This is a genomic window from Pedobacter sp. (assembly GCF_035566355.1).
Lineage (GTDB): Bacteria > Bacteroidota > Bacteroidia > Sphingobacteriales > Sphingobacteriaceae > Pedobacter.
Map to the genome: position 1 here is coordinate 1 of NZ_DATMRL010000385.1, position 19032 is coordinate 19032.

The 19032-nt window shown below is 42.4% G+C and carries 16 protein-coding genes; 12 read left to right on the top strand and 4 right to left on the bottom strand.

The annotated features are described in order from the left end of the window. On the top strand, positions 1–272 hold a 272-nt coding region (locus tag VNZ46_RS14660; protein WP_325560827.1), incomplete at its 5' end, for a hypothetical protein. A 54-nt stretch (positions 273–326) separates the two neighbouring features. Here VNZ46_RS14660 and VNZ46_RS14665 read toward each other — a convergent pair. Both VNZ46_RS14665 and VNZ46_RS14670 read right to left on the bottom strand, forming a co-directional pair. After that, on the bottom strand, positions 327–1463 hold the full coding sequence (locus VNZ46_RS14665; RefSeq protein WP_325560828.1) for a TlpA disulfide reductase family protein: 1137 nt from the start codon (positions 1461–1463) through the stop codon (positions 327–329). Between the two features lie 97 nt (positions 1464–1560). Beyond that, on the bottom strand, positions 1561–2742 hold the full coding sequence (locus VNZ46_RS14670; RefSeq protein ID WP_325560829.1) for a formimidoylglutamase: 1182 nt from the start codon (positions 2740–2742) through the stop codon (positions 1561–1563). Positions 2743–2850: 108 nt separating this feature from the next. Here VNZ46_RS14670 and VNZ46_RS14675 point away from each other — a divergent pair, with 108 nt between their 5' ends. The 4 genes from VNZ46_RS14675 to VNZ46_RS14690 all read left to right on the top strand — a co-directional run bounded on the left by VNZ46_RS14675 (position 2851) and on the right by VNZ46_RS14690 (position 8546). Continuing rightward, the gene (locus VNZ46_RS14675; protein WP_325560830.1) at positions 2851–3831 is read left to right on the top strand and encodes an NAD-dependent epimerase/dehydratase family protein; all 981 of its coding nucleotides are present in this window, start codon (positions 2851–2853) and stop codon (positions 3829–3831) included. Between the two features lie 7 nt (positions 3832–3838). Beyond that, on the top strand, positions 3839–5134 hold the full coding sequence (locus VNZ46_RS14680; RefSeq protein WP_325560831.1) for an HAD-IB family phosphatase: 1296 nt from the start codon (positions 3839–3841) through the stop codon (positions 5132–5134). A gap of 121 nt (positions 5135–5255) precedes the next feature. Continuing rightward, positions 5256–6320, top strand: a complete 1065-nt coding sequence (locus VNZ46_RS14685; RefSeq protein ID WP_108551552.1) for a branched-chain amino acid aminotransferase — start codon at positions 5256–5258, stop codon at positions 6318–6320. 168 nt (positions 6321–6488) lie between these two features. After that, entirely contained in the window at positions 6489–8546 is a 2058-nt protein-coding gene (locus tag VNZ46_RS14690; RefSeq protein WP_325560832.1) for a S9 family peptidase, read from the top strand. A 39-nt stretch (positions 8547–8585) separates the two neighbouring features. On the opposite strand, the gene VNZ46_RS14695 is transcribed toward VNZ46_RS14690, so the two are convergent. Further along, a complete protein-coding gene (locus VNZ46_RS14695; RefSeq protein WP_325560833.1) occupies positions 8586–10388 on the bottom strand; it encodes a hypothetical protein in 1803 nt (600 codons plus the stop codon). 60 nt (positions 10389–10448) lie between these two features. Then, complete coding sequence (locus tag VNZ46_RS14700) at positions 10449–12200, bottom strand: hypothetical protein (RefSeq protein ID WP_325560834.1); 1752 nt, start codon at positions 12198–12200, stop codon at positions 10449–10451. Positions 12201–12302: 102 nt separating this feature from the next. On the opposite strand from VNZ46_RS14700, the gene miaB reads away from it, so the two are divergent. The 7 genes from miaB to groL form a co-directional block, all read left to right on the top strand. Further along, positions 12303–13733 carry a tRNA (N6-isopentenyl adenosine(37)-C2)-methylthiotransferase MiaB gene (gene miaB, locus VNZ46_RS14705; RefSeq protein WP_325560835.1) on the top strand — a complete coding sequence of 477 codons (1431 nt, stop codon included), beginning with the start codon at positions 12303–12305 and terminating at the stop codon, positions 13731–13733. Between the two features lie 3 nt (positions 13734–13736). Beyond that, a complete protein-coding gene (locus VNZ46_RS14710; RefSeq protein WP_133783561.1) occupies positions 13737–14969 on the top strand; it encodes a sigma-54 interaction domain-containing protein in 1233 nt (410 codons plus the stop codon). Position 14970: 1 nt separating this feature from the next. Next, positions 14971–15477 (top strand): LptE family protein, encoded by a 507-nt coding sequence (locus VNZ46_RS14715; RefSeq protein WP_199075901.1) that lies wholly within the window; start codon positions 14971–14973, stop codon positions 15475–15477. A 32-nt stretch (positions 15478–15509) separates the two neighbouring features. Further along, on the top strand, positions 15510–16526 hold the full coding sequence (locus tag VNZ46_RS14720; protein ID WP_325560836.1) for a hypothetical protein: 1017 nt from the start codon (positions 15510–15512) through the stop codon (positions 16524–16526). Positions 16527–16540: 14 nt separating this feature from the next. Next, complete coding sequence (secG, locus tag VNZ46_RS14725) at positions 16541–16903, top strand: preprotein translocase subunit SecG (protein ID WP_325560837.1); 363 nt, start codon at positions 16541–16543, stop codon at positions 16901–16903. Positions 16904–17125: 222 nt separating this feature from the next. Further along, positions 17126–17419 (top strand): co-chaperone GroES, encoded by a 294-nt coding sequence (gene groES, locus VNZ46_RS14730; protein WP_133783569.1) that lies wholly within the window; start codon positions 17126–17128, stop codon positions 17417–17419. Positions 17420–17492: 73 nt separating this feature from the next. Beyond that, on the top strand, positions 17493–19032 hold a 1540-nt coding region (gene groL / locus VNZ46_RS14735; protein ID WP_325560838.1), incomplete at its 3' end, for a chaperonin GroEL.

The following is a 19032-nucleotide window of genomic DNA, read 5'->3' on the forward strand; positions in this document are numbered from 1 at the left end:
CCGATGTGACCGAATATGATATGGTCAGTATCGGGGATGATGCTGCACTGAATGAAGATTGCGGACCACAGACGCATTTATTTGAAGACCGGGTGATGAAAGTCGGTCCGGTAAAAATAGGCGAAAGAACAAGCATAGGTGCGCGCAGTATTATTCTATATGACAGCGAGATTGGCAATGATGTTAAGCTGGAGGCCCTCTCCCTGGTCATGAAAGGAGAAGTCCTGGCGCCGGGAACCTCCTGGACAGGCAGTCCGGTAAAACCTGTATAAATAAAAAAAGCTATCTGGATCAGATAGCTTTTTTTATTGAGTTTATGATTTTACTTATTTAGAAGAACCCAGCAAGTCGGCCAGTTTCTTATGCAATTCTTCTCCTCTAACGTTTTTAGCAACAATTTTACCTGAAGGATCAATCAGGAAATTGGCAGGGATTCCACGAACACCATACATCTTAGATGCAGCATTGTTCCAGCCCTGAAGATCTGAAACCTGGGTCCAGGTCAGGCCATCTTTTTGGATAGCTTGCAACCAGGCATCTTTTTTACCCGGCTGATCCAGGGATACGCCCAAAATAGTGAAGTTTTTATCTTTAAATTTATTGTAAGCAGCTACTACGTTTGGATTTTCTCCGCGGCATGGTCCACACCATGAAGCCCAGAAATCAACCAATACATATTTTCCACGGAAATCTGACAATTTAACGGGCTTGTCATTCACATCATTTTGTGTAAAATCCATTGCCATTTGTCCTACTGCCGTTTTCTTACCTGATTCGATCTCTTCAGAAATACTTTTACCTAAATCTGTTGCTTTTACTGTAGCAGAGAATTTATTGAAATCTGCTTCTGTACCTTTTGCATCGGCGTCCAGATCCATACTGTTTCTGAAAGCCACCAAAGCAATGTAAGAATTCCTGTTTTCTGCAATGAATTTCTTATTGATCGGTGCCATTTCTTTTTCTATAGCATCAGAACGCTCTTCAATAGATTTTCTGTAGGCAGGATCCTGACGCTGCTCAGCTGTTTTAGCATAATATTCGGCAGACAAAGCGTTCATCTTGTCATTTGGTGACTTTAGTAAAGCCTTTAATTTTGCATTGTCATCGTTCACCAAAGAACCTTTAACAGTAGCCTTTTTTACAGAATCGGCCGCATTAACAGTGATCACTTTGTTTTCTACATAGAAAGAAAGTACATCACCTGCTTTTCTTTGATCTACAGGGCTTGCATCGTGTTTCAGGATCAAACGGGCCTCAGCTGGCGCGGTTACTTTTCCTTTGAACTCAAAAACACCGTTTTTTAATTCTGCAGAATCGACCACTACGGCCTTTGCAGTGCGGTATTGTAAATACGCTTTAGCCGGTGCATTCAGAGCACCTACTTTTCCTTTGATGGTGTATCCGTCTTGTGCCATAGCCGCTAACGGCAATAAGAAGGCAGCAGATAAAATGGTTTTTTTCATTTGTGGGTTTATTTTTATGATAATAGTTTGCGATTTATTAAAACGTTAATCAAAGCTAATTATTGTCTGCAAATTTCTGTTAATCACTACACAAAAATTACAGTAACTTTTGATAGGTACGCCACCAGAGGTCAGGAACTTCGCCATTTACCGCGGTATTGTAATCTTCATAACGGCATGGGATCAGGTGGTACCGTTCATTTTTAGAAACCCCGCTCGGATAGGGAACCTGCATCCACCAGCGGTCTGATTTCTTGCTTTTTACAAAAAGCATTTCTCCTGGTCCTTCATTCAGACTGGTTCTGTAGATCAGGTACTGAGATTTGGGCGTTAAAGGAAAATCTTTTTTCCGGTTGTAATAACCATCTACGAAATACCAAACCATTTGTGCCAGCAACATTGCACTTTGTCCGTTATTGTCAAAGGCGGGATTAAATTCATAGAAACCGATCGAACTGAGTTTATCGTTCATACCAGCATACCTGGTGATCCTGCAGGCCTGCTCTCCATAGAAACCATTTGGCCCCGCATTGGCGTTGGCCCCTGCATCAGAAGACCGGATGGCAGAAAGATCAAAGCTGAGCATATTGGCATTTCTGATGATGGGTTCTGCCGGGCTGATGTCTTCAGAGAATTCCCCTAAACGGTGTACATCAAAATAAAGCTTGTTCATTACCCTAAGGCTATCCTGGTTCACAAAATAAGTCTGATAACCTATATTACTGAAGTTGAACAGGTAATTTGGCTGATGTAAGAAGATCTTGTTGAGATAGGTATCGGAGCGGGCTTCTATTCCGTCATGATCATCTTCATCCAGGTCAAAGCGGTTATCGACCACCACAAGATCTACTTTTTGTTCCAGGGCCTCATAAGCCATATATTGTGCATAGGTCAGGTCTTGTCCGCCACCAATAATGACGGGCAAAATATGAAGTTTGATCAGTTCAGCCACCACCATTTTGACAGCGATATAAGTGTCAGAGATACTGGCTCCGGCTTTAATGTTGCCTAAGTCTACGATCTTAGTGGTAAAATCGCCTTCATGGAGCAAATAGAATTGTGCCCTGAAATAATCCGGGCCAAGTGCACAACCATTGTTGTTTACCGCAGCCCGGTCATCCAGTACACCTATAATGGCAATATCGTAGCTATTTTCTTCCAGCTCAGGAAATTCATCAGTGTAAAAACTGGCCTTTAATCCCAGCTGACTGGTATAAAATCCCTGTTTAGGCGTGATTTTATCAAGGCTTAAAGGAGAAAAAAAATCGGATAAGGACATAAAGTAATATAATCTATGGCATCAAATATCTATTTTTGAGAGCATATATTAATAAGAGTACGTTTAAATAAATTTTAAACATACCCGGAACATCCTAAAAGAAATGAAATGATACTGGTTACCGGCGCTACTGGATTTTTAGGAGCAGAACTGATCCAACAGCTCACCCGTGAGGGCATCAGGCTGCGTGCACTGAAAAGAACGACCTCTTTAATTCCTGAATTACTCGTTACTGAACCCTTAATTGAGTGGGTCGTTGCCGACATTAATGACCTGGCAACACTGGAGGAGGCCTTTGAAGATATTACGCAGGTTTATCATTGTGCGGCAATGGTCTCTTTCAACCCAAAAGACAAGGAACAGCTGCTCAGAATAAATATTGAAGGCACCAGTAATGTGGTTAATCTATGCCAGGAAAAAGGCATACGGTTGCTTCATGTAAGTTCAGTGGCCGCCCTGGGCAATCCTAAAAAAGGCATGACACTCATTACAGAAGACGACTATTGGGTCTATGATGCCCATGTGCATGCTTATGCCATTTCCAAATATGAAGGAGAAATGGAAGTTTGGCGGGGAATTGCCGAAGGCCTGGACGCCGTGATTGTAAACCCTTCTGTGATTATTGGCGCAAATGCTGGCTTTGAGGGGAGCGGGGCTATATTCAAACTGGTCAAAGAAGGATTATCCTATTACACCAAAGGGGCTACCGGCCTGGTCGATGTACGCGATGTTGCCAGTGCGATGATCGCCTTAATGAACAGCGGAAAAAGCGATGACCGGTTTATTCTCTCTTCCGAGAATTACAACTACCAGACATTGTTCAGTTCCATTGCCAGAGGTTTTGGCGTTAAAGCGCCCGCCAAAGAGGCCAGGGCCTGGATGCTTGGCCTGGCCTGGAGGGCCGCAAAATTCATTTCTATCTTTACCGGCAAACCTGCCGCATTAACCAGCGATGCCGCCAGAAGCAGTCTGAACGAGAGCCTGTACAGCAACGATAAAATTAAAAAAACCATAGGTATAGAGTTCAGACCACTAGAACTTAGTATTGCAGAAACCTGCACCGCCCTGCTAAACAGGGTTAAAAATTAAAATTGACATGAATCAAAAGAACTACTACATTATTGATTTCGACAGTACTTTTACCCAGGTGGAGGCCTTGGATGAACTTGCTCGCATTTCCCTTAAAAAACATCCGGACAGAGAATTGATCTATAAAAAGATTGAAGACTACACCAATCTGGCTATGGAAGGAAAGCTCTCTTTCGGGGAGAGCCTGGCACAGCGTGTAAAATTACTGGAAGCAGACGAAACCCACCTGAAGCAGCTGATCAAACACCTGAAGAAAAAGGTTTCCAGTTCTTTTTCCCGTAATGCAGAATTTTTCAAGAAACATGCTGACGAAGTACTCATTGTTTCAGGAGGATTTAAAGAATTTATTACGCCTGTAGTGAGCCAGTACCACATCAAGAAGGAAAATATTTATGCCAATACTTTTGTAACCACTGGTGATGGCAAGATTATCGATTACGATCATGCCAATCCTTTAAGTGAGGAAGGTGGTAAAGTGAAACTGATGCAGCACCTGAACCTGGAAGGTGATCTGTATGGCATTGGGGATGGCTATTCTGATTTCCAGCTCCGGGAGAGCGGGCTGATCAAAAAATTCTATGCATTTACAGAGAATATTGCCAGGGAGAGCATTGTTAAAAAAGCCGACCACATTACACCAAGTTTCGATGAATTTCTGTATGTAAACAACTTACCAAGGGCCATTTCTTATCCTAAAAACAGAATCTTATGCCTGGTGATCGGTGATGCAACACCGGAGAGCATTGATCTGCTAAAAAAAGATGGTTTTTCCATACGTCACAAAGAAACTTTTGAGGAAAAATATGTTGCTGATGTACATATGCTGCTCCTGGCTGATGGCGAGCATGTTGAACCCGAGACTTTAAAAAGAGCTGTTAAACTTAAAACCATTGGCTACCTGGGTAATGCCAAAAGACTGGAACTTCAAACTTGTACGGAGATGGGCATCGTGGTTTTTGATGACCCGAAACACAATCCGCGCAACCAGAATTTTATCCCTAAGCGGATGATCGACTTTATGAATACCGGCACCACCTATATGAGTCATAATTTCCCGAACCTGCAGTTGCCAAGGATAGAGAAATCACACAGGCTGATCCATATTCATCATAATATTCCTGGAATTATGGCGAAGATCAATACCATTTTTGCCAAACATGACATCAATATCGTGGGACAGTTCCTGATGACCAATCCGACGATTGGTTATGTGATCACAGACATTAATGCCCAATATGATAAAGCCCTTTTTAAAGCGCTTAAAAAAATTGAACAGACCATTAAATTCAGGGTATTGTATTAAAGACTAAAGTATGGGTTTTCAGGGCTCTTAGTGTAAGAAACACACCATTTAATCTGAAATTAAACCAGTGCGGAATAGGTTTTTTTAACTACTTTTGATTGAATTTTTAGAATATACGGCAGTGACAGAGACTTTAAACATTAAAACCACTAAAGCTACGCAGTCCAGATTAGCTGGGACTGACTTAACAAACCTGCCTTTTGGCAAGGTTTTTACTGATCACATGTTTATCGCAGAATACGATAATGGCGAATGGACGAACCTGCAGGTCCTACCTTACGGTCCGATCCCAATGAGCCCGGCGATTTCTGCCCTACACTATGGACAGGCTATTTTTGAAGGCATGAAAGCTTACCGCCAGGCGGATGGTAAGATCAGTGTTTTCAGAGCAGACAAGAATTTTGAGCGCTTCAACAAATCAGCGGTCCGGATGTCTATGCCGACCATTCCTGAAGAAGTCTTTATGCAGGGTATTGCAGCCCTGATTAAAACAGATGAGGCCTGGGTTCCTAACCAGGATGGTTATTCCCTGTACCTTCGTCCGGTGATGTTTGCTACAGACCCTTATTTAGGTGTCCGTGCTTCAGACAAATATATTTTTGCTGTGCTAACCACACCAACAGGCCCATATTACAGCAAAGCCCTGAAAGTTAAAATAGAAACTGAATATACACGTGCCGATGAGGGTGGTGTTGGTTTTGCCAAAACTGCCGGTAATTATGCCCGTTCTTTATATCCTTTTGCGGAAGCTTTAAAAGAAGGCTTTGATCAGCTGATCTGGACAGATGCAGTTTCACACGAGTTTATTGAAGAGGCTGGTACAGCCAATCTGCTTTTTGTGATTGACGGCAAACTGGTTACACCTTCTGTAAGAAACACTGTATTGGATGGGGTGACCAGAGATACGATCATTCAACTTGCCCATAAAGCAGGTGTTGAAGTAGAAGAAAGACGGGTAAGCGTTAAGGAAGTGATTGCAGGTATTGAGAGCGGCCGCTTAACGGATGCTTTTGCTGCTGGTACTGCGGCAACGGTAACACCAATCGGAGAAATCAGCTACGAAGGTAAACTATATACTTTAACTGATCCTTCTACCCGTACGGTTTCTGCCGGTATTGCAAAAACCCTGAATGATATCCGCTACGGCCTTGCCCCGGATGAGTTTGGCTGGAACTGGGTATTGTAAGCCCGGTTTAAAATTTACGTCATGTTTTTTCTGCATGATGATTTTCTTTGAGGCGCCTGAGAACCACAGGCGCCTTCTTTATGCGCTTAAATTGGTAACATCTGTCAGACAATTTCTTCCCTTCGTTCTTCTTTACTAATTTCAACATTTCAAACACACCTTACAAAAATGAAAAGAATTCTACTCTGCAGTTTAGCTATAGTTTGCGCATTCAACTTTTCCGGACATGCACAACTGAAAAGGCTCAGCAAACAGCAAATTTTTGGCGGCCAGCCATCTCTAAGCACTTCTTTACCTTATCTTTCTGGCTGGAGCGATGACCAGCATTTTATTGAATACAATACGAAGGCCGGGAAATTTGAAACGGTTGATGTAAAAACCGGAGCGCATGCGGTGTATAGCCTCCCGGCCAAACAGAAGGAGGAGGCCCCGGTTAAAGAAGGCGACAAGAATCCTACCTTATCTCCGGACGGAAAATACATGGCATTTACCCGTAACAATGACCTCTATGCGGTAGAAGTTGCCACCGGAAAAGAGATCCGTTATACCACTGATGCTACCGATGTCATTTACAATGGTTATTCTTCCTGGGTCTATTTTGAGGAAATTTTAGGCCGCCCTACAAAATACAAAGCTTTCTGGTGGTCGCCAGACAGCAAACATCTGGCTTTTATGCGTTTCGATGACACCAAAGTTCCTATGTTTCCAATCAATGGATCTACCGGCCAGCACGGCTATACGGAGAAAACCAGGTACCCTAAAGCGGGCGATCCCAATCCTGAAGTGAGGATTGGCTTTGTACCCTCAGCGGGCGGAAAAGTGGTCTGGGCAGATTTCAATGAAAAAGACGATCAGTATTTTGGCACACCATATTGGAGCTTTGACAGCAGGAACATGATGGTTCAATGGCTTAACCGCGGTCAGGATAACCTGAAATTCTATAGTGTTGACCCTTTAACCGGGTCAAAGAAAGAGATTTATGATGAAAAACAAAGTTCCTGGATTGACCTGGATTATGATGGCCGTATTGAATACCTGAAAGACAATAAGCATTATATCTTGAAAAGTGACAAAACCGGCTGGGCGCATTTTTACCTGTATACCCTGGCCGGCAAGCTGGTCAATCCAATCACCACCGGAAAATGGCAGGTGACCCGTTTGCTCAAAGCAGATGAACAGCACAAGGTGATCTACTTTATGGCACGCAAGGAAGCTTCTACGCGTACAGATTTGTACCGCGTTGACTATAATGGTAAAAATCTGAAACGACTAACTTTTGGCGATTATACCCATCAGGTAGATCTTTCCCCTTCTGGCGATAAATTTATAACCACCTATTCCAATGTTTCTACCCCACCAAAAAGAGCCTTGCTGGACAATAATGGAAAGATCCTGAAAGAATTGGGAGACAGCAAATCAGCAGACTTTGGCCAATATGCTTTTGGTAAAACAGAGATGATCACCATTCCTACAGATGATGGTTACCTTTTACCAGCAGTGATCACTTACCCAACGGATTTCGATAAAGCCAAACGTTATCCGGTTATTTTCAGTATGTATGGTGGTCCGAATGCAGGAACCGTAACCAATACCTGGAAAGGAACGGCCAATCAATGGTGGGCAAATGAGGGTATCGTACAAATTTCGGTTGACCACCGGGCTTCCGGTCAGTTTGGAAAAGAAGGTGTTGCTCTGATGCACCGCAACCTTGGCAAATGGGAAATGAAAGACTATATGACCGCAGGCAGGTGGTTAAAGGCCCAGCCTTGGGTAAACCAGAATAAGCTCCTCATTACCGGACACAGCTATGGAGGGTATATGACCTGCATGGCTTTAACTTATGGAGCAGATGTTTTTGATTATGGATATGCTGGTGCTCCTGTAACCAGCTGGGAGCTATACGATAGCCATTATACGGAACGTTTTATGGATATGCCACAGGAAAATCCGGAAGGATATAAGAATGCGTCGGTACTGACTTATGCCGACCGTTACAAGGGATTGCTGAGGATTATGCATGGGGATATGGACGATAATGTACATATGCAAAACACCATACAGCTGATCGATAAGCTGGAAAATTTAAACAAACATTTTGAACTGATGATCTATCCTGGTGGAAGGCACGGCTGGGGCGGAATAAAATCAGCCCATGATCTTTCTGAAAGGATTCGGTTTTATTACACGAATTTGCTCAACAAACCAGTCCCGGCTGAATTGTTATAATCCTATTCTACAGAAAAGGGCTGCATGTTGCAGCCCTTTTCATTTATGCTTCTGTTGACGTTGCGCCCTTCTTTTCTGGCGGTTTGCCCTGCGTTTGTCTCTTTCGGTTTTCATTTTTTCAAACCGGGCAACCTGAGCCTTGATTTGCGCCTCTTTTTGTGGGGTTACACCAACACTATATTTGATACCCTGGAACAGTGATTTCCAGATCAGGTTAAAGAAAGAGCGGTCAGGTGCACGTTTATAGTTAATGACGGCTTTACTCAGTACTCCCTCTTTACTTGGATTCTGCGGATTAATGATCAGATTGTTGGCCAGAAAGGAAAGAAAACCCTGCCGGATCAACCAGGCCGTCCCAGCTTCCCTTTTCAGAACGGCTATGGCCAGGTCATGGTATTTAAAAACCATATTGCCAGATGCACCATATTCGTTTGCCTTCAGATCAAAACTCAGTTCATCAACTACCCCACTTTTGATATGTACCATACCCAGGGGTTTGGTTACAGCATTCATTGCCGGACCATTCAATCCGTGAAGAAGGCCAGAATAAGCAAAGGCGCCATCTTCTGCCAGCAAATCAAAGCTGAATTTTGTATTTAATTTTCCCTGTCCCATCATATAAGTAGTCAGGTCTGCAACCATAAATTTGTTCTTTTGCTTTTCGGCCGGGGCATTGGTAATGTTGGTGATGGTTCCTGAAGTATTTTCGAAGGTGATCTTTCCTTTTTGCTTGCTGTTCCGGTCAAACTCCGCGTAAGCGATATTAAGGTGGTACAGGTCCAGTTTCCGGATCGTGATCTTACTGCCTACTTTCTGCAAAAGCTGGTGCGGGTATTTTCCCATTTTAGGCTCCTTTGGCTTTTCCAGTTCATTGTTATTAAACACAGAAACTGCACCGTCGCCAATACTCATTTGCCTGGCAAACAGCTCCTGCTTCTTGATATACAAGGGCAAATTAATCCCGGTCAGCTGAAGATCGTTCATCCGGATACTGTATCTGTCTTTGGCATAACCTGCCTTCTGGCCAAATTCCATTTCACTATACCTGGGCAGCAGCTCAAATTTATCTACATGGAGTAATCCTGTCGAAGCCTTAAAATTCATTTCCGAAAGGTGAATGCTGTAGAGACTGTCGGGGGTGGCATAGGAATAATCATCCAGGTTCAGTAAAATGTCTTTAAGCAGGTACATCCTGGTGGTATCTTTTGCAGAGTCCTTATCAATCAGCCAGTCTGCAAGGGTAACATTCAGGTTGGCAATGGAATCTACCACAGGCTTTACCTTGTTGTTATCCACATATTTGAAAGCAGCTTCACGGAAATTCACCGTATCTACACTCAGTTCTTTCAGCACTTTCGAGATATATTCATAGGGAGACTTCAAAGGGCGGGGAGCCCTGTTTTCATTATAATCCATCTGGCGGTTCACCATGGTGATCGTTGGCCGGTTGATTTCTATCTCATCTATATTCAGCCTTTTGTATTTGAACATCCGGAACAAATGAAAATTCAGTACAGACAATTTCCGGAGCTCTATATAATAAACATTATTGGGTGCTTTTTTTAAAAGCCTCAGCTTTTCCAATACCACTGGATCCGGAGTTAGCTTTACATTGGAAAGACTCGCATTAGCCGTCAGAAGATTGATGCTTAAACCTGTAAAATCAAGATGGTACAGCCCTTCGGTTGAACGAGGCACAAGTTCACGGAGTTCCTGTTCAATAAGGGGTTTAATGCGGAGTTTAAAATATATAAATCCCGTTCCAAAAACCAGAAAGACAACCAGTGCTGCCAGGGCCATCCATTTAACGCTATTGAACTTTTTCGTGATCTGATCTGGCATTTGTTAAGGCAAATATCTTTTCTAAGATACAATTTTATCCATACAGAGTATGTCTGCTCTCTAGCCTTTTGTTTTCTTTTCCAGCCGTTGTTTCTTTTTATCTTTTACCTTTTCATAGGCTTTCTCCGGACTTTTGACTTCCACCATCCCAATACCTATAGTCTCCCGCATGCCTACAAAAACACCTTTCCAGAGCAAATTAAAAAAAGAAGCTGCCGGACTGCGCTGAAAAACAATATTTGCGGTCCGCGGGGCTTTACCTTCGGAGGGATTGGCATCAATAATCACCAGTTTATTGGCCAGAAAGGATAAAAATCCCTTTTTCTTCGCCGGTGCACCATCTTCTCCTTCTTTAAGTATAGCAACTTTAAGGTCTTTGTAATAAAAGTGCATCGTTCCCTTTGAACCCTGAAGATTGGCCTGAATATCAAAATCAGCCTTCTGCACTTTCCCTTGTTCAATTTTAACCAGTCCAAGCGATTTGGCCAAAGGATTGAGCGCAACCATATCCATCGGGCCTATATTACCGGAATAGTGAAAAGCGCCATTTTTATCCTGAAGATTAAAATCAATTTTCACATGCAAGTCGGCTGCTTTCATCACCCTTGTCCGCAGATCAGCATAGGCATGACTCTTCTTAGGCAATTGCAAGGTATCATTGGTGATGTTCAGCAGTTGTCCGTGCAAATGGTTCAGTTCAACAGTTCCTTTTTGTTTTGAAATAGGATTGTATTCCGTATAGGCCACATCTATATGATGCAGCTGTATGGTATCCATCAGCAATTGCAGAGGCAAACGTTGAAGGGCAATGTGCGGATAATTCCTTCCTTTATCAAAAGAAGGGGGCGGGAGTTCCCGGTTCATAAAGATTGCAGCCTTTCCTGGTCCCACCTGGAGAGAACTGGCATGGAGCCGGCCTTCGTCGTCCAGCCGGGTAAAATTGAGCCCTTTAAAATCCAGGGCAGAAAAGTCCAGATTATAACGGTCTTTCTGGACTTTATATTTCCGTGTAAACTCGAGTTCTCCGTACATCGGAACCATTTTAAGTCCCTTGATTTTCAACGTTCCACTTGTAGCGGAGCCCCGAAGCGTATCTACCTTCATGGTATACATCTTGTCCTTACTGAGTGCACTGTAACCAAACAGCTCAAATGCAACATCTTTTGCATAATAAAACCGGGTTGAATCATGCCTGGACGCAGAATCCAGCAACAAGTCCTCTACCCTAAGATTGAAATGTCTGATCTGATGCAGTTTCTCCCAACTGGTTCCGCTGATATAGTCTATATCCGCATTGTTCATCTTAATTTGCCCTACATGCACAGATTTAAATGTTCCTGAAAGCATCTCAAACAAAGAAGGCCCTTCTTCTTTTTTCTTCCTGGCCACATCATTATGGATCATATGCACCGACGGCTGATCCAGAAGGATCCTTGAAATATCGATCTTCTTTTTAAAATAAGCTTTCAGCACGGATATTCCCGAAAGCCTGAGGTGAGCCAATTTCACCTGGAAGATGTTTGAAGGCGCCAGACCGCGATCTCTTAGCAAATGAAATTCAGCGGTATCCGGTATCAGCGTAAGGGTATCCAGCGTTACATTTCCAAGAAGTATGTTTAAATGAATGTCCTTAAAATCTATTTTATATAAATGATGTGACCCGTTGTATACTTCCGTCTTGATCCTTTTAGTAATACGTGGTTTCCATTTAACGCTAAAATAAAGAACAGCTGCTCCGATAAGCAGAAACAGGGACAGAAAGGAAACCATGATCCATTTCCATATCGCAGACATTTTTTGTTGTTTGGCCATAAGCATCAGATCTAGAAACAGAATCTATACAATATCTCTGCCACTTTGTCATTTACGAAATTATTTATGTATTTTTGAAGTCCCAATAAAGAGTAACTATATATGATTGATTTACAGCTAGCAGATAAGACACACGATGAAGGACGCCAGGGTGAGGCTTTAATAATAGATGCACCCGCAAAGCGCAACGGCAGAAAGCTCTATATCGAAAGTTATGGTTGCCAGATGAATTTTGCAGACAGCGAAATCGTAGCGTCTATCTTGCTTGATCAGGGTTTTGAAACCACCGGAGATTATAAAGAAGCTGATGTGGTATTCATCAATACCTGTTCCATCAGAGAGAATGCCGAACAACGGGTCAGAAACCGTCTTTCTCAGTTCGGCGCCGAAAAACGCCGCAATCCAAAACTCATCGTCGGTGTACTCGGCTGTATGGCCGAACGCCTGAAATCGAAATTCTTAGAAGAGGAGAAACTGGTGGACGTTGTGGTTGGACCTGATGCTTACCGTGATCTTCCACAACTGATTGGTCAGGTAGAAGACGGACAAAAAGCCATCAATGTCCTTCTGTCAAGGGAAGAAACTTATGCAGACATCAGCCCGGTACGTTTAAATGGAAATGGCATTACTGCATTTATTTCGATTATGCGGGGTTGTGACAATATGTGCTCTTTTTGCGTGGTTCCTTTTACCCGCGGAAGAGAACGCAGCAGGGACCCGCATTCTATTTTAGCTGAAGCACAGGATTTGTTTGACAAGGGCTATAAAGAAGTGACCTTACTGGGGCAAAATGTTGACTCTTATAAATGGAAAGGTGCAGATGCAGAAGAAACTGCTGAAATTGAAGTCAACTTTGCGCAACTGCTCGAAAAAGTAGCCTTAATCAGTCCGGAACTCCGGATCCGGTTCTCTACCTCACATCCTAAAGATATTACCGACGAAGTTTTATACACGATTGCCAAATACGATAATATTTGCAATTATATCCACCTGCCGGTTCAATCCGGAAGCAGCAGGGTCCTGGACCTGATGAACCGTACTTATACACGTGAATGGTACATCAACCGGGTAGATGCCATCAGAAATATCATTCCTGATTGCGCCATCTCTTCTGATATCATTGCAGGTTTCTGTACCGAAACCGAAGAAGAGCATCAGGAAACACTGACCATGATGGATTATGTGGGTTACGATTTCGCTTTTACCTTCAGTTATTCTGAAAGACCTGGTACCTTGGCGGCAAGAAAACTGGAAGATGATATTCCTGACGAGGTAAAAAGACGCCGGTTAAGTGAAATTCTGCTTAAACAACAGGAATGGTCCTTATACAGATTGCAGCAGAATGTAGGTAAAACACTCCGCATCCTGGTAGAAGGCCCTTCTAAAAAATCAGATAAAGACTATTGCGGCAGGACAGACCAGAATGCAATGGTTGTTTTCCCCGCTTCTCAAGAAATTAAGGCCGGGCAATATCTGAACGTATTCATTGAACGTTGTACTTCAGCTACCTTATTGGGCAGAATAGCAGATTAATATATGGATATACAAGACATTAAAAACCGCTTCGGTATCATTGGGGGCTCTCCCCTTTTAAACCGGGCTATAGATACTGCGAGACAAGTTGCCCCTACGGATATGTCTGTTTTAATTACAGGTGAAAGTGGTAGTGGTAAGGAAGTTTTTTCACATATCATACATCAGTTGAGCGCCAGAAAACACGGGGCATTTATCGCCGTGAACTGCGGTGCTATTCCGGAAGGAACAATTGATTCTGAACTATTTGGACATGAGAAAGGATCTTTTACTGGTGCCCACGAAGCCCGGAAAGGTTATTTTGAAGTGGCCAACGGTGGTACTATATTTCTCGACGAGGTTGCAGAACTTCCACTGGGTACTCAGGCCCGTTTGCTGAGGGTACTGGAAAGTGGGGAATATCTTCGGGTAGGTTCATCCAAAGTACAAAAAACGGATGTAAGGATTATTGCAGCCACCAATGTAGATGTGTACAATCGTGTAAAATCGGGAAAGTTCCGCGAAGATCTTTATTATCGCTTAAACACTGTTCCTTTAAGAATACCGGCCCTACATGAGCGTAAAGAGGATATTTATTTATTGTTCAGAAAATTTTCGGCAGATTTTAGTGATAAATACCGCAGTCCGGGCATTCAACTGGAGCCGGATGCCATACAAATGCTCAGCAATTACAGCTGGCCGGGTAATGTGCGCCAGTTAAAAAATATCGCGGAGCAAATCTGTGTACTGGAAAAAGACAGAAATGTAACTGCACAGGCGCTGCTGAACTATATTCCGAATGAAAGTTCCGGTAATCTGCCGGCCCTAAGCGGACAGCACAATAAAGAAGATTTTACTGAACGTGATATCCTGTACAAAGTTCTTTTTGACATGAAAAAGGATATGATGGAGCTCAAGAAACTGGTTGCTGAAATTATCCAGAGCGGAGGAAACACTTCTCATATTATTGCAGACAATCCTCACTTCATCAATCAGCTTTACCAGGATACGGAACTGGGCTCTGGTCTGGAGCCCACACTCACCATCAAAAAACCTGTATCCAATACCCCTGTAGAGTATAATTATGCACACGATGCAGAAGAAGTGGAAGAATCCCTGTCTTTAATTGATAAAGAATCTGATCTGATCAAAAAAGCATTGAAGAAGCACAAAGGCAAACGTAAATTTGCTGCGCAGGAACTGGGTATCTCTGAACGGACATTATATAGAAAGATTAAGGAATTGAACTTGAACTAATATGAAGAAATTATCGATACTGCTGGCACTTATTGTGGTTACATTCAATTCCTGTACGATCAAATTGAACGGGGCTTCCATTCCGCCCAACATGAAGACCATCAATATACAGTTCTTTGAGAACAATGCACCCCTTGTCATCCCAACATTGAGTCAGGATTTTACTGAAGCCTTGAAAAAACGCATCCGGGAGCAGACCAGTTTAAGCATTACTCAAAATGAAGCTGATGCGACAATTGAAGGCCGCATTACCAATTATGAGATTGTACCTGTAACCATTACAGATAATCAGCAACTTACCCCAGGAACCAACAGGATCACGATCACGGTTACTGCAAAATACACCAACAACCTCAACCCAAAACAGAGTTTTGAAGAGACTTTTACCAAGTTTAAAAATTTCCCCTTAAACGGAACTACGATACAGCAACTTGAGCCCCAACTGATTAAAGATGTAAATGTGATGCTGGTCGATGATATTTTTAACAGGGCTTTTGCACAGTGGTAAACTAAATGAATTTCAATCCCTAACTTAGCAACGTGGAGCTGGAAAAAAATAGACAAGATAGACTTTCAATATTGCTTGCTGAGCCGAATCTGGCAGATCAGCAGGATATTTCTTTATTAGAAGATCTGACAAGGCTGTATCCTTATTTCCAGCCAGTGCACCTGCTGTCGGCAAAAGCAAATACCGCCGATGGCCCTTCCAGGAATAAGGCTGCATTTTATACCAACGGCACTTTACTTCACAAGGTACTGGAACAGCAGGAATGGCCGCTTCAGAGAGACTTTGAATTGACTGGCGTAAGCCCTCAGACAGATTTTGAAGAAGAAGAAATATTTGAAGAAATCTCAGAATTGAATGTGGAAGATTTTCGGCCCGCTACTCATCAGGCCCCTCCTCCCGCCCAGGATGATCCTTCTGCAAGAATAGAGACTATTGAGGATGACTTTGTACTGGAAGGCATGTCTGTTGACTTCTTTGCTTTCGAAGAAAAATTTGCGCCGGAGGATTCCAGGGAAGAGCTTACTCCTCCTGCAGATGTTCAGCCCGAAGAGACGGCAACCGTGAGCAATTATCATGACGACACCCTACCTTATACTTTTTTGTGGTGGTTGGCTAAAACACGCAAAGAGCATCAGTCCATTTTTCAACCTTATGCCTCTCCCAAAAAAAGCAACACTCCCGGTGAGCTGCAGCAGCAGTATGTAGAACATATATTTCACCTTCAAAGTCCATTTGATGCGGATGAAGTGACAGACAATACACCGCTCGGAAAACCTGTTGACCATAAGGAAACGGAAATCATTGACAATTTCTTAAAAAAGGACCCTCAAATCGGTCCCCCGAATGCAGAGCAGATCGACAATGAGAACAAAGCAAAGAAAAGTGCCGAAGACCACAATGATCTGGTATCGGAAACCCTGGCCAAAATCTATATTGAACAGATGCTTTATCACAAGGCAATAGATACTTATCAAAAATTAAGTTTGAAGTTTCCAGAAAAAAGCCGTTACTTTGCCGACCTTATCCAATCTTTAGAAAAGAAAATTTAACTATATAAACGACTATGATTTTTTTAATTATTTTATTGATCATCATTTGCATCGCATTAGGCCTGTTTGTTTTGATACAAAATCCTAAAGGTGGTGGTTTAGCTACAGGTGGTTCGGGAAGTAACATGTTTGGTGTTCAGCGTACAGGTGATGTTCTTGAAAAGGGTACCTGGATTTGTCTGACTTTGATCGTTGTGATTTCTTTAACTGTAACCACAATTGCAAAAACAGGAAATACAGGATCTGGACCTTCCAAGATTCAGGAGCAGCTGGATAAAACTGTTGCACCTTCTCCGCTTGGCCAGTTACCGGCAAACAATACACAGAAACCTGCTCCGGCACCGGCTCCTGCTGACCAAAATAAGCCAGCTAAATAAGACGGTTCCATAAACCATATAGAAAGCCCGTTAAGATTTACTCTTAGCGGGCTTTGTGCTTTCTGCCACTCTGACACAAAACTTAAACACCTCAAACCTTTAGCTGACAAGGCTGTGTAAATTTGGCAAGCTATCGAGGCTTGGCATAAAAACTGATACTATGAGTACGGCGTATTATGCGCTTTTCATATTTAATATAAAATTTAAATTTAAGAATAAGTTATGGCTTTAAACTTTAAACCTAATGCAGATAGAGTAGTTGTTGAAGCTGCCGCTGCAGAAGAAAAAACAGCTTCAGGTATCTATATCCCTGATACCGCTAAAGAAAAACCTCAACAAGGAGTAGTAGTAGCAGTTGGTCCGGGTAAATATGCAGATCAGACTGGAAATTTAATTCCTTTGAGCGTTAAAGTTGGAGATCAGGTTTTATACAGCAAATACGGTGGTACAGAAGTAACCATCGAAGGTAAAGAGTATTTAATCATGAGAGATTCTGATATTTTAGGAACTCTTTAATCAATGAAATTGATGAAATGCTAAATTAAACATGCGCATTTTAACTTTAAAACATTAAATCAACAAAAAGAAAATGTCAAAACAAGTAAAATATAACGTAGAAGCCCGTGACGCCCTGAAAAGAGGTGTTGATACTTTGGCCAATGCTGTAAAAGTAACTTTAGGTCCTAAAGGCCGTAATGTAATTATCGATAAAAAATTTGGCTCACCTGCCGTTACCAAAGATGGTGTTACTGTAGCTAAAGAAATTGAATTAAAAGATCCAATTGAAAACATGGGTGCTCAAATGGTTAAAGAAGTAGCTTCTAAAACTGCGGATATCGCAGGTGACGGAACTACAACTGCAACTGTATTGGCTCAGGCTATCGTTACTGCTGGTATTAAAAACGTTGCTGCAGGTGCAAATCCAATGGATTTGAAACGTGGTATCGACAAAGCGGTAACTGCAATTGTAGAAAACTTAAAATCACAATCTCAAACTGTTGGTGAAGACAACAACAAGATTAAACAAGTTGCTTCAATTTCAGCAAATAACGATGAAGTAATCGGATCTTTAATCGCTGAAGCCATGAGCAAAGTGGGTAAAGATGGTGTAATTACGGTAGAAGAAGCAAAAGGTACTGAAACTGAAGTAAAAACAGTTGAAGGTATGCAATTTGACCGTGGTTATTTATCACCTTACTTTGTGACCAATGCAGATAAAATGGAAGCGGAATTAGAAAGCCCTTACATTTTGATCTATGATAAAAAGATCAGCAACATGAAAGAATTGCTGCCGATCCTTGAAAAACAAGTTCAAACCGGAAAACCTTTGTTGATCATTGCTGAAGATTTAGATGGTGAAGCACTGGCAACTTTGGTGGTGAACAAAATCCGTGGATCTCTGAAAGTTGTTGCTGTGAAAGCGCCTGGTTTTGGTGACCGCAGAAAAGCAATGCTGGAAGATATCGCTATCTTAACTGGTGGTACAGTAATTTCTGAAGAAAGAGGATATAAACTGGAAAATGCCGACCTGACTTATTTAGGTACTGCTGAGAAAGTGGTTGTTGATAAAGACAACACGACTGTGATCAATGGTGCTGGTCAGTCTGAAGACATCAAAGCTCGTGTTAACCAGATTAAAGCTCAAATTGAAACGACAACATCTGATTACGATAAAGAAAAATTACAGGAGCGTTTGGCTAAATTAGCTGGCGGTGTTGCTGTTCTTTATGTAGGTGCTGCTTCTGAAGTAGAAATGAAAGAGAAAAAAGACCGTGTTGATGATGCTTTACATGCAACCCGTGCGGCTGTTGAAGAAGGTATCGTTGCTGGTGGTGGTGTTGCTTTTATCCGCGCTATCGAAGCTTTAGAAGGCATGAAAGGTCTTAATGATGACGAAACTACAGGTATCGCTATCGTGAAACGTGCTGTTGAAGAGCCTTTACGTCAAATCTGCGAAAATGCAGGTATCGAAGGTTCTATCGTGGTACAAAAAGTAAAAGAAGGCAAAGCTGATTTCGGTTACAATGCCCGTACAGATGTATATGAGAACTTAATTGCAGCTGGTGTTATTGACCCAACTAAAGTGGGCCGTGTGGCATTGGAAAATGCAGCTTCTATCGCAGCAATGT

Coding starts and splice junctions, on each gene's coding strand:
- secG (WP_325560837.1), top strand. CDS start 16,541: ATGATTTTTTTAATTATTTTATTGATCATCATTTGCATCGCATTAGGC.
- VNZ46_RS14670 (WP_325560829.1), bottom strand. CDS start 2,742: ATGTCCTTATCCGATTTTTTTTCTCCTTTAAGCCTTGATAAAATCACG.
- VNZ46_RS14680 (WP_325560831.1), top strand. CDS start 3,839: ATGAATCAAAAGAACTACTACATTATTGATTTCGACAGTACTTTTACC.
- VNZ46_RS14700 (WP_325560834.1), bottom strand. CDS start 12,200: ATGGCCAAACAACAAAAAATGTCTGCGATATGGAAATGGATCATGGTT.
- VNZ46_RS14710 (WP_133783561.1), top strand. CDS start 13,737: ATGGATATACAAGACATTAAAAACCGCTTCGGTATCATTGGGGGCTCT.
- miaB (WP_325560835.1), top strand. CDS start 12,303: ATGATTGATTTACAGCTAGCAGATAAGACACACGATGAAGGACGCCAG.
- VNZ46_RS14675 (WP_325560830.1), top strand. CDS start 2,851: ATGATACTGGTTACCGGCGCTACTGGATTTTTAGGAGCAGAACTGATC.
- VNZ46_RS14695 (WP_325560833.1), bottom strand. CDS start 10,388: ATGCCAGATCAGATCACGAAAAAGTTCAATAGCGTTAAATGGATGGCC.
- VNZ46_RS14665 (WP_325560828.1), bottom strand. CDS start 1,463: ATGAAAAAAACCATTTTATCTGCTGCCTTCTTATTGCCGTTAGCGGCT.
- groES (WP_133783569.1), top strand. CDS start 17,126: ATGGCTTTAAACTTTAAACCTAATGCAGATAGAGTAGTTGTTGAAGCT.
- VNZ46_RS14715 (WP_199075901.1), top strand. CDS start 14,971: ATGAAGAAATTATCGATACTGCTGGCACTTATTGTGGTTACATTCAAT.
- VNZ46_RS14690 (WP_325560832.1), top strand. CDS start 6,489: ATGAAAAGAATTCTACTCTGCAGTTTAGCTATAGTTTGCGCATTCAAC.